This is a genomic window from Nitrospirota bacterium, from assembly GCA_040752355.1.
GTDB lineage: Bacteria > Nitrospirota > Thermodesulfovibrionia > Thermodesulfovibrionales > Dissulfurispiraceae > JBFMCP01.
In genome coordinates this window covers 18780-36011 of record JBFMHE010000012.1, presented here as the reverse complement: position 1 = coordinate 36011, position 17232 = coordinate 18780, and the positions used below count along the sequence as shown (strand labels likewise).

General features: G+C 60.4%; 12 protein-coding genes. 9 read left to right on the top strand and 3 right to left on the bottom strand.

Annotated features, from left to right (window positions below; translation table 11 throughout):
• Positions 1-38: 38 nt before the first annotated feature.
• The 7 genes from AB1805_09930 (at position 39) to AB1805_09900 (ending at position 9653) form a co-directional block, all read left to right on the top strand.
• The gene (locus AB1805_09930) at positions 39-839 is read left to right on the top strand and encodes a DsbC family protein (protein MEW5745738.1); all 801 of its coding nucleotides are present in this window, start codon (positions 39-41) and stop codon (positions 837-839) included.
• Positions 836-1705, top strand: a complete 870-nt coding sequence (locus AB1805_09925) for an ATP-binding protein (GenBank protein MEW5745737.1) — start codon at positions 836-838, stop codon at positions 1703-1705. Before AB1805_09930 ends, AB1805_09925 begins: the two co-directional genes overlap by 4 nt.
• A gap of 31 nt (positions 1706-1736) precedes the next feature.
• Complete coding sequence (locus AB1805_09920; GenBank protein ID MEW5745736.1) at positions 1737-3122, top strand: sigma-54 dependent transcriptional regulator; 1386 nt, start codon at positions 1737-1739, stop codon at positions 3120-3122.
• Positions 3123-3279: 157 nt separating this feature from the next.
• Positions 3280-6585, top strand: a complete 3306-nt coding sequence (locus AB1805_09915; protein MEW5745735.1) for an MASE3 domain-containing protein — start codon at positions 3280-3282, stop codon at positions 6583-6585.
• Positions 6566-7609, top strand: coding sequence for a sigma-54 dependent transcriptional regulator (locus AB1805_09910; protein ID MEW5745734.1), 1044 nt, complete (start codon positions 6566-6568; stop codon positions 7607-7609). Before AB1805_09915 ends, AB1805_09910 begins: the two co-directional genes overlap by 20 nt.
• 8 nt (positions 7610-7617) lie before the next feature.
• Positions 7618-7917 carry a helix-turn-helix domain-containing protein gene (locus tag AB1805_09905; GenBank protein ID MEW5745733.1) on the top strand — a complete coding sequence of 100 codons (300 nt, stop codon included), beginning with the start codon at positions 7618-7620 and terminating at the stop codon, positions 7915-7917.
• Positions 7918-8084: 167 nt separating this feature from the next.
• Positions 8085-9653: a PAS domain S-box protein gene (locus AB1805_09900; protein ID MEW5745732.1), complete on the top strand. Its 1569-nt coding sequence runs from the start codon at positions 8085-8087 to the stop codon at positions 9651-9653.
• 38 nt (positions 9654-9691) lie between these two features.
• Here AB1805_09900 and AB1805_09895 read toward each other — a convergent pair whose 3' ends face one another.
• Entirely contained in the window at positions 9692-11026 is a 1335-nt protein-coding gene (locus AB1805_09895) for a sigma 54-interacting transcriptional regulator (GenBank protein MEW5745731.1), read from the bottom strand.
• 382 nt (positions 11027-11408) lie between these two features.
• On the opposite strand from AB1805_09895, the gene AB1805_09890 reads away from it, so the two are divergent.
• Together AB1805_09890 and AB1805_09885 are read left to right on the top strand one after the other, a co-directional pair.
• Positions 11409-12869 carry a multicopper oxidase domain-containing protein gene (locus AB1805_09890; GenBank protein MEW5745730.1) on the top strand — a complete coding sequence of 487 codons (1461 nt, stop codon included), beginning with the start codon at positions 11409-11411 and terminating at the stop codon, positions 12867-12869.
• Positions 12870-12895: 26 nt separating this feature from the next.
• Positions 12896-14182, top strand: a complete 1287-nt coding sequence (locus AB1805_09885) for a multicopper oxidase domain-containing protein (GenBank protein ID MEW5745729.1) — start codon at positions 12896-12898, stop codon at positions 14180-14182.
• A 288-nt stretch (positions 14183-14470) separates the two neighbouring features.
• On the opposite strand, the gene AB1805_09880 is transcribed toward AB1805_09885, so the two are convergent.
• Both AB1805_09880 and AB1805_09875 read right to left on the bottom strand, forming a co-directional pair.
• Positions 14471-16150, bottom strand: coding sequence for an ABC transporter substrate-binding protein (locus AB1805_09880; protein MEW5745728.1), 1680 nt, complete (start codon positions 16148-16150; stop codon positions 14471-14473).
• Entirely contained in the window at positions 16147-16758 is a 612-nt protein-coding gene (locus AB1805_09875) for an SCO family protein (GenBank protein MEW5745727.1), read from the bottom strand. The genes AB1805_09880 and AB1805_09875 overlap by 4 nt, the downstream gene beginning before the upstream one ends.
• Between the last annotated feature and the right edge of the window lie 474 nt (positions 16759-17232).

Here is a 17232-nt window from a genome sequence, read left to right as displayed (position 1 = left end):
AAATAAAAACTTATCTATTATAGTCGTGGAGGTGTTTCATGAAACGTATTGTAGTTGGTGTCCCGTTTTTAGTCACGGTAATAGTCACCTTCTTCGCTGCTGCGCACGCGTACGCTTTCAGCGCGTCGGGCTGTGAAGGAGACTGCAAGAAGTGCCACTCCCTGAATAAAGAGGATGTCGGCGGCATTCTGAAGAAACTGAACATCCCGAACGCCAAGATCCTGAACATCGAGCTGAGCCCGGTGAAGAGCCTCTGGGAGATCTCGATAGAGAACCAGGGGCAGCGCGGTCTCTTTTATGTGGACTACTCGAAAAAGTATGTCGTCACCGGACAGATCATCGATGTCGCCAGCGGATCGAACAAGACGCAGGAGCGCTTCGAGAAACTGCAGCAGACCAGAAAGGTCGATGTCGCGAAGATACCGCTCGCCAATGCGCTCGTTATGGGCAATCCGAAGGCTGCCAAACGGGTCGTCCTCTTCACCGACCCCGACTGCCCGTACTGCGGAAAGCTCCACAAGGAGATGGAAAAGGTGGTGAAAGAACGGAAGGATATCGTCTTTTACATCAAGCTCTTCCCTCTCAAAATGCACAAGGACGCCTACTGGAAATCGAAGAGCATCGTCTGCAACAAATCGCTCAAGATGCTCGAGGACAACTTCGAGCAGAAGCCGATCCCGAAGACCGAATGCGACACCAGGGAGGTGGACGAGACCATCAAGCTCGCCGAATCCCTCGGCATCACCGGCACCCCCACCATGGTGCTGCCCAATGGAAGAGTGCATTCGGGTTTCCTGGCCGCGGATAAGCTCATAGAGCTGATTACCGGGAGGCGATGAGCGCCTCCCCCGACTTTCTCCTGCTCCTTCTGCTCGTCTTCCTCGCGCTCGCGGCCCTTGTCGCGATCGTGCTCTTCATCTCCTTCCGGCCCCGCTTTCTCCGGCGTGACGACCGGAGCGGCGAGGCCCTCGAGATGAATACCGTCATGGGCGCTTTTTCCGCCCTCGGCTCCGAGCTGCAGTCACTCAAGGAGCAGCTCATCATCAGAGAGCGCCTCGCCGCCCTCGGGGAGGTCTCCGCCGGCATCGCCCACGAGCTCAGGAACCCCCTCGGGGTGATCGCCGGGTACGCCAAGCTCCTCATGAAGCAGTACGAGGGGAACGACCCCCGGCAGGCCGCGGGAAGAGCCGCGGCCGAGAGCATTCTCAAGGAGGTGGAGGCGATGAACCGGGTCATGGAGGAGCTGCTCAGGTTCTCCCGTCCGGAACCGATAAGTAAAAAGGAGATACGCATCGCCCCGCTGATGAGAGACCTCGTCGCCGAGCAGCAGGGAGCGGAAAAGCGGATATCCTGCGCCGTCGACGATGCCCTTGTCATCAGGGCGGACGAAACGCTCCTGAAGCAGGCGATGAGAAATCTCGTGCAGAACGCCTGCGACGCAGGGACGAATATAGGTGTGGCCGCCGAACCGTGCAGCGCGGGCGGGCGGGCGGCGGTCTGCCTGTCGGTGAGCGACGATGGACCGGGCATAGCGAACGACCATCTCTCCAAGGTGTTCATGCCCTTCTTTACCACCAAGAGCGGCGGCGCCGGGATCGGGCTTGCGCTGGTGCACAAGATCGTCACCGCCCACGGCGGAACCGTCGCCGTCGAGAGCGGCGAGGGGAGGGGCAGCACGTTCCGTGTCGTGCTGCCGCTGCAGTGAGAGTGCATCTCAGCCGCGCATTCGGAGGAGCATGCGGAGCCGGGATACCCTGTATACCGTACTGATCGTCGAGGATAAAGAGAGCATGGCCGCCATGCTCGCGAACGTTTTCGAGGCCGAAGGGTTCGGCGTCAGAACGGCAGCGAGCGTACAGGACGGGCTGGCCCGGCTCTCGGCGGAGCGTATCTCTGTCGTCGTCACCGACCTGAAGCTCGGCGACGGTGATGGTATGACCCTCGTGAGCGAGATACGGCAGAGCTTCCCCTTTATCCCGGTAGTCGTCATGACCGCCTACGGGAGCATCGAGCGCGCCGTCGCCGCCATCAAACAGGGCGCGTACGACTTCATCGCCAAGCCCTTCGATCCCGATCACCTGGTGGTGCTCGTGAAGCGCGCCCTTTCCGAGAAGGGCGTGCAGAAGGAGAACCTCGTTCTGAAGGGCGAGCTGACGAACAGGGTGCAGCTCCCCGATGCCGTCGGACGCAGCGCGGTCTGGCAGGAGGTGCTGGGGAAGGTGCGCAAGGTGGCGCCCTTGAAGACCACCGTGCTCCTGCTCGGCGAGAGCGGGACCGGCAAGGAGCTTGTTGCCCGGAGCATTCACCGCCTGAGCCCGAGGGCGGAGGAAGCGTTCGTCGCGGTAAATTGCGCGGCGATACCGAAAGACCTCATCGAAAACGAGCTCTTCGGCCACGAGAAGGGCGCGTTTACCGGCGCCGCAGAGATGAAGCCCGGCAGGTTCGAGCTCGCCGACCGGGGCACGATCTTCCTCGATGAGATCGGCGACATGGAGCTGCCGCTCCAGGCGAAGCTGCTCAGGGTGCTCCAGGAGAGCGAAGTGGAGCGCGTGGGCGGGACCAGGACGATCAAGGTCGATCTCCGGATCGTCGCTGCGAGCAACAAGGACCTCGAGCGCGAGGTCGGCGCTGGACGGTTCAGAGAGGATCTCTTCTATCGTCTGAATGTCTTTCCCGTCCTTATTCCTCCGCTGCGCGAACGGAGGGACGACATCATTCCGCTCGCGTGCTCCTTTGCAGCGTATTTCTCGGGTGAAATGAGAAAGGAGACCCCTTCGCTCTCCCCCGAGGTCGAGAGGATGCTCCTCGGCCACGAGTGGAAGGGAAACGTCCGGGAGCTCAGGAATATCATGGAGCGGGCGGTCATTCTCTGTGACGGACCGCAGCTGCTGCCCGAGCACCTGAGCTTTACCGTCGCCGGAAAGGAGAGCGCCTCCTGCGGCGGAGCCGCACCGGAACTCACCCTGCACGAGATTGCGCAGCGAGCGGTGCACGATGCCGAGCGCTCCCGCATAGAACAGGCGCTGCGCCAGACCCAGGGAAACAAGAGCAGGGCTGCGGAGCTCCTCAAAGTCAGTTACAAGACGCTCCTGACCAAGATCAAGGAATACCGCATTTCCTAGGCTTCTCGCCACGACTCTTCTCGCGCCGTTCTGTCAAACGCTCGCACCATAAAAATCTTTGGCTTTTGAGGGGAGAGATTCTATATAATAAAGTGTTTTTAATCGCGGGGGAGACGGGTGAGGGCACGAGCTGCCCGTTAGAATATTCCAAAACTCCATGGACCGGCAGGTAAGCAGAAACCTCGTCACGCAGGGCAGCGCTCCCGCCTTGGGCGCCGCGTCGCTTCTCGTCGGTCTGCTCATCTTCACTGGCCTCTACCTGAGCGGCCGCTACAACTACCTGCTCCTCCTCAGCCTTGCCGAGCTCTTCGCCGTCGCCGTCGCTCTCGCCATCTTCATGCTCACCTGGAACTCGCGAAGATATTTCGACCGGGGCTTTTTCCCGTTTATCGGCCTTGCGTATCTCTTCGTAGGGATATTCAACCTGCTCCATTTCCTCGCCTACCGGGAGATGAACATATTCTGCGGCTATGACGCCGGCCTTACCGCACAGCTCTGGACAGCGGGACGGTACCTGCAGAGCGTATCCATGCTCGCTGCCCCCTCCTTCATTAACCGGAAGCTCAACTACGGGGTTCTGCTCGTCGTCTATACGGCGGCAGCAACCGCCCTGCTTGTTGCGGTCTTCTCGGGGCACTTCCCTGAAAGCTACCGCGAGGCGTCAGGGGTGACCTCCTTCAAGACCGTGAGCGAATACCTGGTGACCGGGATATTCCTCGGTGCAGCGGTCCACCTCTACCGCAAACGCGCCTCCCTCGGAAAAAGCGTCTGGACACTGCTGCTCTGCTCGCTCGCCGTCACCGTCGGCCTCGAGGCCCTCGTCATCATTTCGCCGGACGGTGACGGCCTGACCACCTTCACCGGACACTTCCTGCTGATCATCTCTTTTTACCTCGCCTACCGGGCGATTGTCGTCAACGGCCTTGCAAAACCCTACGATCTCCTTTTCAGGGACCTGAAACACCATGAAGAGGCGCTTCACAATGAGAGAAACTTCATCTCCGCTGTCCTCGACACCGCCGGGGCTCTCGTGGTGGTGCTCAAGCCCGACGGTACGTTCGCGCGGTTCAACCGTACCGCCGAACAGATCACCGGCTATACGGCCGACGAAGTGAAGGGAAAACATTTCTGGGATATCTTTCTGCTCCCCGAAGAGTCCGCGGCGGTGCGGGGCGTCTTCGACCGGCTCGCCGCCGGCGAGTTCCCCAACACGCATGAAAACTATTGGCTCACCAAGCATGGCGGCCGCCGGCTCATCGATTGGGCGAATACCGTCCTTCTCGACAGCGCAGGCCGCGTCGAATACGTCATCAGCACCGGCATAGATATTACCGAACGGAGAGAGGCAGAGGAACGGCGGGCGTCCTATCTTCAGCGTCTTCACACGCTTATCCGCGTATCCGCTGAAGTCCTTTCCGAGACGACGCTCAGCGGCCTCCTTCAGAGAGTGGTGGACGCCGCGCGCGAGCTGACGGATGCAAAGCTCGGCATCGCAGGGCACGGGTATCAGGAGGGAGCGTTCACCGTCAGGGTCTCTTCGAGGGCATCCGATATACCCCCGTGCCCGCCCAAGGAGGCGTTCAGCGTCCAGAAGGGCGGGGTCTATTTCGAGCTGGTCAAGGGAAAAGACTCACTGCGGCTCAGCGAGCAGGAACTGACACGCCACCCCGCCTGGTGGGGGCTGCCCGAAGGCCACGTGCCGCTGAAGGGGCTGCTCGGCGCACGCCTCAAGGGTGTCGACGACCAGGTAAGCGGGATCATCATGGTTTCGCACAAGGGCGAGGGAGAGTTTACTGCCGAAGATGAGGTCCTCCTGGCTCAGCTGGCCGCCCTCGCTTCGCTCGGGCTGAAGCATATCGAGGCCAAGCAGGCGGTCGAGGCCGGCTATACCCAGCTCCAGGCGATCGTCACGAGCATGAACGATGGACTGATCATCGTCGACCTCGACGGCACGGTCCGCTCCATGAATCCGTCGGCGCTCCACTTCCACGGCTTCCGGAACGAGGAAGAAGCGCGTATTCCCCTGGAGCAGGTTGCCCGGATAATCGAGCTCCGTACTCCTGACGGCAATCCCCTCGCTTTCGGGCAGTGGCCGCTCGTGAGGGCCTTGAAAGGGGAAGCGGTATTCCACCAGGAGCTCGTGGTCAGGAGGCGCAATTCGGGAGAGGAATGGATAGGCAGGTTCAGTGCTGCGCCGGTGGTAAACAGCAGGGGCGAGATAATTCTGGCGATCACCACCCTGCAGGACGTTACCGCCCAGAAGCAGCTCGAGAATGAGCTGAAGCGCCACCGGGACAACCTCGAAGAGCTGGTGCAGAAGCGTACTGCGGCATTGACCGCGAGCAACGAGCAGCTCGCCTATGAGATCAACCAGCGCATAGAGACCGAAGCCGAGCACGCCCGGCTGGTGGCCGCCATAGAGTCGGCTGCCGAGGCGATCGTCGTCACCGACACCAGGGGATTCGTTCAGTATGTCAATCCCGCCTTCGAGCGGATCACCGGGTATGCCCGCGACGAGGTTGTCGGCGGCGATCTTCATGTCCTGGACAGCGGCAGGCAGGACGAGGCCTTTTACCGCACGCTCCGGGAGGCGCTGCACAAGGACACTACCTGGAGCGGGCAGCTCATCAACAAGAGAAAGGACGGCAGCATCTATTACGAGGAGTGCACCATCTCCCCGATCAAGTCCGCCTCGGGCGACGTCATCAATTACGTGTACGTCAAACGCGACGTGACCGAGAAACTCAGGCTCGAGTCGATCGCCGAGGCGGTCAACGTCATGGACAATATCGGCTATATCTTCTCGGGTATCCGGCACGAGATGGGCAATCCCATCAACTCGATGAAGATGGCGCTGCGCGTGCTGAAGGCGAATATCGGCTCCTACAGCAGCGAGACGATCAGCGAGTATCTCGAGCGGTCGCTGGGCGAGCTCTCACGCATCGAGTATCTCCTCAAGAGCCTGAAGAGCTTCACCATGTACGAGACCCCGGAGCTCCAGAGCGTAGAGCTGCGGTCCTTCATGGACAAGCTGCTTCCCCTGGTGAGGGACGATTTTTCGAAGAGGGGGGTCTCCGTGACCCTCTCCCTTGCGCCGGGCGCAGAGCGCTGCCTTGCCGATCCCCGGGCACTGCAGCAGGTGCTCCTGAATATCTTTACCAATGCTGCCGATGCCTGCATGGGCAGGCCGCGATCGGAAATTGCTATAACAATAACGGCCGATTCAGGTATAATACTACTCAAAATCGCCGACACGGGGTGCGGTATGACGGAAGAGCAGCAGCGCGACCTCTTCAAGCCCTTCCGCACCTCCAAGGAGCAGGGTACGGGCCTCGGCCTGGTCATCGCCAAACGCATGCTCGCGATGATGGGAGGCACGATACAGGTGACGAGCACGAGAGGGGAAGGCACGGTCGTCGAGATCACCCTGCCGGAGAGCTTGAGTGGGAGCAGGCAGCCATAAGAAGACATTACTGATTATCGATGACGATAAACTCCTCTGCGATGCGGTAAAAGACTACTTCGGCCGCAACAGCATCGAGGTGCTCATCGCGAACTCGGGCGGCGACGGTCTTGCCCAGTGCGGCGCTGCCAAGGTGGATGTGGTCCTGCTCGACCAGAACCTTCCCGACGCCGAAGGGCATACCCTCTGCCCCTCGATCCTCAAGCATAACGAGCAGTCGAAAATAATCTTCATCACCGCCCATCCGAGCTTCGACGGCGCCATAAAGGCGATCAGGGCGGGCGCCCATGATTATCTTTCCAAGCCCTTCGAGCTCGAGGAGCTCTCGCTCGCTATCGGGCAGGCGCTGAAGACGCTCGCCCTCGAGAAGGTGGCCCAGGTTGAAGATTACAAGAGCCATAAGGCGAGCGAGGGCACGGTCCTCATCGGGCAGAGCGACGAGCTCCTCGAGATCGCCCGCCTCGTGGAGCTCGCCTCGACGGCCGATGTCCCGGTGCTGATTACCGGGGAGACCGGCACGGGTAAAAACGTCGTCGCGAAGGCGGTCCATTACAAGAGCACGGCGCGGAAGGATGCTTTCATCAGCATCAACTGCGCCGCGCTGCCCGAAAACCTGATCGAGGCCGAGCTCTTCGGCTACGAGAAGGGCGCCTTTACCGGAGCCGCGACCTCGAAGCGGGGGATCTTCGAGATGGCGGAAGGGGGGACGCTCCTCCTCGACGAGATCGGCGAGATGCCGATGCACCTCCAGTCGAAGCTCCTCAGCGTCCTTGAAGACAAGCAGATCAAGCGCCTCGGCGGCGATACCATCCGGCCTGTCGATGTCCGTATCGTGGCCGCAACCAGTGCGGACCTCGAGAATGTCCTCGGCAAGACCTTCAGAAGCGATCTCTACTACCGGCTCAGCGTCATACGCGTCCATATCCCCCCCCTCCGTGAAAGGAGGATATCCCTCTGCTCTGCGATTATCTCGTCAGGAAGATCGCCTTCGGCCGGGATGTCCGGCTCGCCGAAGGAGAGCTGAAGAAACTGATGGAGTACGACTGGCCGGGCAATATCAGGGAGCTGAAGAACATCATCGAGCGGTCCGTTATCCTCCAGAAGGGCGATGTCATGCGGCCTTCGGAGCTCCTCGGCAAGGCCGCCTCTGCAGCGCCGAACAGCGAGAACAAGGGAGGCGACGAGGCGATCGCTCCCCTCAGCGAGATGGAGCGGAATTACATAAAACACGCGCTCGAGCGCCTTTCGGGTAATTATACCCGCGCAGCGAAAGCGCTCGGCATATCCCTCTCGACGCTCAAGCGAAAGATCAAGGAATACGGCCTGAAATGAATCCTCTCGATTCATAATGGGCTGTCCATTATAACTGAACGCCTCACCCTTTCTCGCCACTCCCCGATTAATCCCTTTGAATTGTGTCTGTTACCGGGATGTTATTCCCTGGCATCAGTATTGCATTACAATGACTTCGGTGAGGTCCAGTTCGAGAACGGGGTGCCATGGGCGAGAGGGATCGAGAAGAGGTCTTCAGGAGGGAGCGGGATTTTTTCTCTTCGGTACTCGATTCCACCGACGCCCTCGTCGTCGCCCTCGATCGTGAGGGCCGCATCGTCCGGCTCAACCGGACCCTCGAGCAGTTGACCGGCTACTCTTCCGATGAAGTCAAAGGCAGGCATTTCTGGGAGCTCTTCCTCACTCCCGAGGAGGCGGAGATCGCCCGGTGCTCCTTCAAAAGTCTCATCGAAGGGAAGCCGGCCTGCAGGCAGCTCACCTTCTGGCAGACGAAGGACAGCGGCAAACGGCTGATCTCATGGACCGATGCCGTCCTCTCCGATGAGCGGGGGGCGCTCAGTTACGTGGTCAAGACCGGCTTTCCCCTCGGCAAGGGCGCCGCGAGCGACGAGGCGTGGTGGGCGCAGGGGCCGAGCAATCATGAGGATGCGGGCCGCGGTGACGCCCGCGATGATCAGGCCGCCGGTGAGGGACGGCAGGGGTGCGGCCGGATAGGAGACTATGTCGCGCCGGTCGCCGAAGGCCTGTCCGATGCCGTGGTCATCACCGACACGAGGGGCATCATACGCTACACCAACCCTGCATTCGAACGCATTACCGGATACGGGAGAGACGAGGCGCTCGGCCGCGATCTCCATATCCTCGACAGCGGCAGGCATGATGCCGCCTTTTATCGTGAGCTCAGGGAGACGCTCCGGCGCAGCGACACCTGGAACGGGTCGCTTATACACCGGAAGAAGGACGGAACGCTCTACGAAGAAGCGGCCACCATAGCGTTGATGCGGAACCGGGACGGCGGCATCGACAGTTATCTCTCGATCCGGCGTGACCGTACGGAGCAGCACCGGAAGGAGTCGCTCGACGACGCACTGAAGGCGACGAGCACGGTGAGCGCCCTGTTTGCGGGACTTATGCAGGAGATAGGCAACCCGGTCAATTCCGTCAAGATGGTCTTGAGCATGCTCAGGGACAATCTCGCGCGCTATGACCAGGCGGCCATGGGAGAGTACCTCCAGCGCTCTCTCGACGAGCTCGCCAAGGTCGAGCAGTTCATGAAGCTGCTCAAGAAGTGCTCTCTCTTCGAGCACCCCGAAATCCAGAACGTCGCGCTCCTCTCCTTCTTCGAGAAGCTCCTCGTCCATATGAACATCGACTTCGCTGCGCAGGGCATCTCTCTCCTGCCTTCCTTCGCCCCCGGGGCGATCTTCTGCGCCGTCGACCCCCGCGCACTGCAGCAGGTCCTCCTCATCGTCCTGTCCAATGCCGCCGATGCCTGCACGGGGAGAGTAAAGCCCGAGGTCTTCCTGAGCGTCGAGCCCGCCCTGGGAGGCATGATCATGATACGGGTAGCCGATAACGGAAGCGGTATGGACGAAGCGCAGCAGCGCACTCTCTTCAAGCCCTTCTTTTCGACCAAGCCCCGCGCTCTGGGCCTCGGGCTGCTCACTGCACGGCGGATCCTCGCCAGGATGAACGGAACGATCACGATTACGAGCAGAAAAGGCGAGGGTACCGTAGTGGACATTCTCATCCCTCAGAAAGCAAGCGCGAATTAGGGCGAACGTCGCTCTGTGCCGAGAACTGATGGCTGATCCTACTCGATGCCGTACCGCTCTATTTTACGGTAGAGGGTCCGTTCGCTGACCCCCAGGACCCTGGCGGCCTCCCGGCGGCTTCCCTTTACTTTTTTCAGGGTGGCCGCGATGTGGCGGGCCTCGGCGTCGTTAATCGAGACGGGTTGGCCGGATGCGGTCCCGCTCTTCTCTCGACCGGCCGGAGGCGCTTCGTGATCTTCGGGCCCGTGCCCGTGATCGACGGACTTGTGTATGGTCACCGTCCCGATCACGCCGTCGGCAGCGGTCATCGCTGCGTCATAAAGGACATTCCGCAGCTCCCGCACATTCCCCGGATAATCGTGCTCTGCGAGGGACCGGAGCGCTTCGGCGGTGATCCGGTAGGCGGTTTTGCTTTTCATGCTCAGCTGCGCCAGGAGCTCCCCGGCGATGGCCGGGATATCGTCCCTGCGGTCGCGCAGCGGCGGCATCGTTATGGTCATGCCGGCGATGCGGTAGTAGAGGTCTTTGCGGAAGTCCCCTCTTCTCATCAAGCCGCCGAGATTGCGGTTCGTAGCGCAGATGACCCGGATATCGGCCTTCTGGACCTTCGAACTGCCGAGGCGCTTGAACTCCCCGGTCTCGATGACTCTCAGCAGCTTGCCCTGCAGGCTGCGCGGCAGCTCGCTCACCTCGTCCAGGAAGAGCGTCCCGCCGTCGGCCAGCTCGATGAGCCCCGGCCGTTCCGCGCCTTCCCGCTCGCAGCCGAAAAGCTCCCGCTCGAAGAGATCTTCGCTCAGGAGCATGCAGTCCACGGTCACGAAGGGCCTCTCTCTGCGGCCTGAGCTCCGGTGTATGAAATCGGCCGCCAGCTGCTTCCCGGTCCCGGTCTCTCCTGCTATGAGCGCCGGCATATCGGATTGCGCTGCGGTATGGAGCCGTTCCAGGCAGTGCAGGAATACGGGGGAGCTGCCTGCCAGCTGCTGTCCCTGCCTCTTGATCGCCTCGATACGATTGGCAAAGCTCCGGATCGAGAGGCCGACGAACACCTCGTCCTCATGGGCATGGAGGGGAAAGAACTTTATCTTTACGCGGTGGAGACAGCCGTCGGTGTCGAAGTGCGTATGCTCGCAGGTCGATGCCTTGTCGAGGCTGAACACCGCGAGATGGGGACAATGCTCTTCGCTGAGACGGCACGGCAGCGTGCCGAAATGGCTCACTTCATAGCAATGCTTTCCTATCACCTCGCCGAGCTTGAGCTTGAAGACCTCCTCGAAGGCCTTGTTGGCCGAGCGTATGCGGTACTCCCTGTCGAGGACGATAAAGGGTTCGTCGTGCGTATCGGCCAGGGTCTGCAGGTCTACTGAATGCGTCATAAAGCTCACTCTCCCGTTCTTGGGCTTGGGCTTGGGATGAATACGACGGCCGGAAGAACAGGTCCGGCTCTGCTCGTCTTTGAAGTATACAGGATGGACGATCAGTGTTACAACGGACGCCCTCGTCCGCACGAGCGGGGGTGAACTGCATCATAATGGCGCATCGTGCGCCCCTTCGCCTAAAATGGCCCGTTCACTTTTGGCATGGTGAAAATTACCTGCTGACGGTATGCAGCGCATATCATGTCAATTGTGACAGAAAAGGTTCTCCTTGCTGCCACCGGTGGCAGGGCCTGACAGTTCATTAAAATTAGTTAATTCTGGAATGAAGCTTGCAATTCTTTCCGGCAGACATCCTGTGAGGAGCGCCTGTGAGGAACGGATGAACGGTCAGGCCGGGGAAGAGAAGCAGACGGAGAAAGGAGAGAAGGTCATGGAGATAAACAGACGACAATTTTTGAAGGGCATGGCGACTCTTGTGGTCGGAAGCCAGATGCCCTGGATCCTCGAAAGCGATGTCTTTGCCGCGGTCCAGACGCAGACGCTCAACTTCCGCATCACCGATGCGATGAAGGAGATGATAACGCACAACAGCATCAACGATGCGCGGTGCTACTTCTGGATATACAAGAGCGATGCCCCCGACCTGCCGGCAGACTGTCCGGGCCCCAACATCTTCTGCACCCAGGGAGACACGATCAGCATCACCCTGACGAACGAACTCGACGAGCCGCATGCCTTTTTCATTCCCGGCGTATTCTCGAGCGGCCCCATCGCACCGGCTGAAACGAAGACCTTTTCTTTCACCGCTTCCAGGGCAGGCTCGTTTCTTTATTACGACAACCTCAACGCGCCGGTAAACCGCGTGATGGGGCTCCACGGCGCGTTCATCGTCATGCCGAGGCTCGCTGCTCCGGGCCATAAATTTACGCCCTACGACAGGCCGACCCCTGCGGTACAGAGGCTCTTCGACGACCTGGGGACCGCTGGCCACTTCCCCGGCCTCTCGTGGGAAGCGGGCGACATGGCGAACCATACGCCGCCGTTCAGGCAGTACGTCTGGGTGCTCCACCAGGCGAGCCCCGTGCTTTTCGCGGAGGTGGGCAGCCTCCCGCCGGGACAGATTTATCCTGCGGCCCAGTTCGTGAATGCCATGCTGAACGACCCTTACGCCAATGCCTTCGAAACCGGCGTTATGAACAGGAAGGCGCAGTACTACACGCTCAACGGGCAGTCGGGCTTCTTCGGACACCACAACGGCTATATATGCCCGAAGCTCCGCGTCGGCGAGCCCTGCATCGTACGCGTCCTCAATGCGGGGCTCTACCTGCATTCAATGCATATGCACGCGAACCACATGTACGTCATCTCCCTGAACCGCAGGGTGCAGGACAATGTCCTCTGGGTAGACACGATTCAGGCGGTGCCGCTCGGCGGGTTCGATTGGCTGGTGCCGTTCCACCGGCCGCCCGATATCCCCAATACCCGCGGCATCGGGCTTCCCGACCCGCCGCTGACCACCGTGAACGGCGGCAAGACATGGCCCCCCGAGGAGGAGCTGGGGACGTACTTCCCCCCTGTGGGGACCCTCGCGGACCCGCTGAATCCGAACTCGGTGGATATCTCGGTGCAGCAGTCGCCGCTCTGCTACCCGATGCACGACCATTGCGAGCCCTCCCAGGTGGCCCAGGGCGGCAACTACAACTTCGGACTGATGTCGGGAATGGACTTTATCGGCGACCGGACCATGGAGGGCGGCATCGTAACCTTCCCGAATTCATCCGCGGAGCATGGACCGGACGCCACCGGGCCGGCGGCAGGGCCCGACCACGCGGGACACTGAGCCCATAAGGAGAAAGGAGCAAGACCATGTCATTCACGAATCCGGCTCATAGAATAGCGAGGAGATCGATAGCAGGCGGCGAAGGCGAATGGGTAAAGCACTTCGATCCCCCCAAGGCCAGCCCGCCGACCCCGGAGCGCCTCAACCCGACGAACCCGGTGCCTGCGTTCATAGCGGCTACCGTCCCGGGGGCTACGCAGCAGATACCCAACACCGTTTCGCTGGGCCTCATGCATGGATTGGACATCGATATGTGGGACGGCAGGAGGGTGGCGTTCTTCCTGTTCTCGGACGACGATGTCCCCGCCACCAAGGGAGGCACCTTTCCTGCGGCGACGATCCGCGTGCCGCGCGGCGCCATTTTCCACGGGCATACCGAATCCGGAGGATCGCCGCCGCATACGGTCCACTGGCACGGCATCGAGCCGACGCCCATGAACGACGGGGTGGGGCACTGCTCGTTCGAGATCGGCAGATACACCTACCAGTTCCAGCCCAATTACATCGGGACGTACTTCTACCACTGCCACCGGAACACGATGCAGCACTTCGAGTTCGGCCTCTACGGGATGCTCGTGATCGAGCCTCCCGACGCCTTTGCGAATCCCGCGACCTCCGGCGGCTACCCCCGCCGCACTGCAGCGAACCTCGCCAGATTCCCGCAGTTCCCGGGATTCAACAATCAACCGCTGACCAGCGGAGACCCCCACGCCATGACCGTTCCCTACGACGTGGAGGCCGCCTGGGTCGTTGACGACCGCTCTTCGCAATGGAGCGACTTCATGGATAACCCCAAAGACACCTTCCCGGCCCACGGCAATAACCCGGGTGTGGACGATATGTTTCTCAAGGGCGACTTCCATGATTACAACCCCGACTACTTCTTCGTCACCGGGCTCCCCTTTCCCGCACCGCTGGGAGGAACAGGCACCTGCGCTCCAAGCTTCGTCGTCCCGCCGGACCTGAACAGCGGGGTCAGCGGCATGCAGGTGCCGGTCAATGCACGGGTGGGGCAGACGGTCCTCGTCCGGTTCATCAACGCCGCCTACTGTCCTGTCACGGTGAGCTTCCCGACGGATGTGGTGATCATCGCCTTCGACGGCAGGGCGCTCGGCGTGCCGCCGTACGGGCTTTACAACAACGCCTTTGTGCTGAGGGCAGGGCATTCCTATTTTCTCTCGACCGCGCGGCGTTTCGATGTGCTGATGAGGCCGACAGCGCCGGTGAGCGGACACGGGATCGTTCAATTCAGGAACCACCGGAACCCCAAAGAGGTGCTCTTCACCGGAAGGATCCCGGTCACCATCAGCTAGCTGTCAATAGAGAGGGCCTGCGCCATGCAAGCCCTCTCTTTCTCAGAGCTCCTAAGAAAATGAAAGAACTTAGATTCGGACGAGGCATAGTATATGAGCGGCATGGGCAGCCGGGGCGGAGCCAGGATGGCGGAGCGGGTCGGTACGACTCGATTCCGAGCTGCCCTAGCCTCGGAGGTAGCATCGACCGAGAATCGGGGTCCCCGAAGATCGAAGATCTTTGGGGTGGCAGTTGAGCGAATGTACTGTGCCTTGTCTGACTCTCTTTGCTCATTCTGCTAGGAGCTCTTAGTATATGATCCAGTCGCTCTGCTTTATGATCTTCGGCTGCTCTCCCCTGGTGAGCTTGACGACATAGCAGCCTTTCGCTGCGTAGCGCTGCCCGGGGCCGAAGCTGAGCACGGGATAGGCAGCGACCGCCGTGGTCTGGTCCTCGAGCATATCGAAGAGATCGAGGAAATAGTCGCGGTAGAAGTGTCCCTTCATGGCGATCATCACCCTCGACAGGGCGCGCGTAAGGAGAAAGACCTTCGACGAGGTCGCGATGCCGGTCACCGGTATCTTTTTCGCCCCCAGCCACTGCTCCACGGAGAACAGAGCGCCGGCGCTCTCTTCGGGGAGGCGGTTGGGATAGGTCAAGAGAGCGAAATCCCGGACAGCGTCGGGGAGCGCCGCGTAGTCGTTGCCGAGCATCGTCGATGAGGCGAAGACGATCGAGGGACGGTCTGCGGTGTCGGCCAGCGCTTCGACGCCGCTCAGGTCTCCGGGGCCGAGCCAGAGGAGGAAGACCGCGTTCCGGTGCTGCGCCGCAAGCTCTTTCCAGAAGGGCCTGTCCGCTCTTTCCCCCGGGGAAAGCATACGATCTCTGGGACCGGTCCTGCCCTGCCTCTTCCATGCGCCGGCAAATCCCTCTGCCAGGGCCTTTCCCTCGTCCTTATTCCTGAACACCTGGACGACCTCCTTGTCCTGCGGCAGATCGAGGACGTGGGCGAGGTAGTTCGCAGCAGCCTCGCCCTCCTGGTGGTATCCCTTCGAGAAGTAGAGCGTGTACCAGTCGCCCTGCGAGACCACCGGCAGATCGGTTATGGGGAGAATGCACGGTATCCTGTTCTCCTCGCAAAAGCCGTGGACAGGGTGCCAGGGGGAAGCTGCTATCCCTCCTATGAGAGCAAAGACCGGCTCCCTCTTGTAGAAGGCCTCGAGCTGTTCCCTCCATGTCTCGGGAGGACCTTTCAACTCCCATATATCGAGCGAGACGGGGCGGTAGGTCTTCTCTCTCGTGGTCATCGAGAGCACCGTCAGGTTCGCATTCCACTCCTGCCGTATATATGCCGCAAGGGGATCGACCATTGCCCTCCGCTCGTTATCGCTTACGCCCTCGGTTACGATCGTCGCGAGCCGTATCGAGTCGCCCGATGCGCCGGGCGAGGGCTTCGACGAGAGGTTCTTCAGATAGAAGACCAGGATCTCCATCTCCCGGTCGTCGAGGAGATAGCGCGGCATCGTCTCCTCCATTATCCGTCCGGCTGCATCCACCCCTGAGCGGATAGCCTTTGCAAGAGACGCATCGGTATACGCAGGCCTGGGATACTTCAGCTCTCCCCGCCCCATGCCGATTCCCGGGAGGTCGCGGCTGCTCCTGAGAGGAGCGTAGAGCAGCGCTCCGTTGGTCGGGAGCGTGAGGACTCCCCCCTCGACCGAGCCGAGGCCGCTCCGCATATGGCAGTTGGCGCAGGTGACCATCGTGCCTTTCACCACGAGATCGCCCTGGAGAACGGCGCTCATCGGCTTGCCGGAAGGGAGCAGCCCCTTCGCGTACATCGCCTCGCCGAGGCGGAGCGCTTCCTCCGGCGAATGCCCGGCTATCGTTGCATCCTTATCCGCTATCGCAGGGGCGGACAAGAAAAACATGACGAAGAGGAAGAGAACGAGCGGCGGCACTGCCCGGGAGAATGGCTGATTTCTCATTTCTTCTGCACCTTCCCGAGCTCGCGCATGAGCTCGGCGCCGCTGATCAAACCCTTGATGCGGACCCATTCGTCCGACTCCGGGCCGCGAAGAATATAGAGGGGGAGGTGCGACATCTTGTCGGCGACCGCTGCATCGAAGGCCTTGAGCACGAGGGCGATGTCCTCCCTGCTCCCGGTGAGGAAGTCCCATCCCGCTCCCGCATTGTAGCGTGCGAGGTACGCCTTCATCTGTTCGGGCCTGTCGTACGCAGGGTCGATTGATATCGAGACGAGCTGCACCGACTTCGCCCCGTCGCCGAGCCGGTCCTGGAGATGGGAGAACCCCGCCGAGAGGACGGGGCATATGGTCGTGCAGGTCGTGAAGATGAAATCGATGATCACCGGCTTGCCCTGATCGAGAAAGGAGCGGAGCTTTATCTTTTTTCCGTCCTGGTTCAGGAGCGTCACATTCGGGACCCGGTAATCCTCTATCGTGCGGAGATATTTCCCTTTGGCTCCTTTGGCCTCTTGCCGGAGTGCTTCATCGGCAGCGCCCCTGGCGGCTGCACCGCACTGGTCCCTTAACGGGAGCGCAAGCAAAAACAGTACGAGCACAAACTTCACCATACACACCTCTTTCGCAGCGGATGACCGAACTTAGAGCATTTAACGGAATGAGGAGGGGAGTCAGACGAGGCACAGTATGTTCGCTCATTCTCGGTCGATGCGACCTCCGAGGCACCAGCCCGCTTCGTCATCCATGACTTCGCTCGGGCTGCTGATACCGCTCCACATACTATACCTCATCCGACTCCAAGCTCTTTCATTTCGTTAGGGACTCTTATTTTCAAAGCATTCTACCATAACGCGAAGAGGAGAGAGAGCAAAAATCAAAAGAAAAAATCGAAGATAAGGAGTCCTTAATTGTGCATTTTTCTTTTTGATTTTTTATTTTCCGCCGGGCGCGTTAAAATGAACGGGTCAAAGTGAAATACGGCTAAAGCGATTGTACGTTTTCCCCTCCCCTTTCGCGTCATCTATGGCATCCGTCCTGACAGATGTGGCAGATATCGGGCATCGATTAAGCTTTTTTAATAATGG

What these genes read in the sequence shown, in the direction of transcription:
- AB1805_09930 (MEW5745738.1), top strand. Translation starts at nt 39, where the DNA reads ATGAAACGTATTGTAGTTGGTGTCCCGTTTTTAGTCACGGTAATAGTC.
- AB1805_09925 (MEW5745737.1), top strand. Translation starts at nt 836, where the DNA reads ATGAGCGCCTCCCCCGACTTTCTCCTGCTCCTTCTGCTCGTCTTCCTC.
- AB1805_09920 (MEW5745736.1), top strand. Translation starts at nt 1,737, where the DNA reads ATGCGGAGCCGGGATACCCTGTATACCGTACTGATCGTCGAGGATAAA.
- AB1805_09915 (MEW5745735.1), top strand. Translation starts at nt 3,280, where the DNA reads ATGGACCGGCAGGTAAGCAGAAACCTCGTCACGCAGGGCAGCGCTCCC.
- AB1805_09905 (MEW5745733.1), top strand. Translation starts at nt 7,618, where the DNA reads ATGGAGTACGACTGGCCGGGCAATATCAGGGAGCTGAAGAACATCATC.
- AB1805_09900 (MEW5745732.1), top strand. Translation starts at nt 8,085, where the DNA reads ATGGGCGAGAGGGATCGAGAAGAGGTCTTCAGGAGGGAGCGGGATTTT.
- AB1805_09895 (MEW5745731.1), bottom strand. Translation starts at nt 11,026, where the DNA reads ATGACGCATTCAGTAGACCTGCAGACCCTGGCCGATACGCACGACGAA.
- AB1805_09890 (MEW5745730.1), top strand. Translation starts at nt 11,409, where the DNA reads ATGAACGGTCAGGCCGGGGAAGAGAAGCAGACGGAGAAAGGAGAGAAG.
- AB1805_09885 (MEW5745729.1), top strand. Translation starts at nt 12,896, where the DNA reads ATGTCATTCACGAATCCGGCTCATAGAATAGCGAGGAGATCGATAGCA.
- AB1805_09880 (MEW5745728.1), bottom strand. Translation starts at nt 16,150, where the DNA reads ATGAGAAATCAGCCATTCTCCCGGGCAGTGCCGCCGCTCGTTCTCTTC.
- AB1805_09875 (MEW5745727.1), bottom strand. Translation starts at nt 16,758, where the DNA reads ATGGTGAAGTTTGTGCTCGTACTGTTTTTGCTTGCGCTCCCGTTAAGG.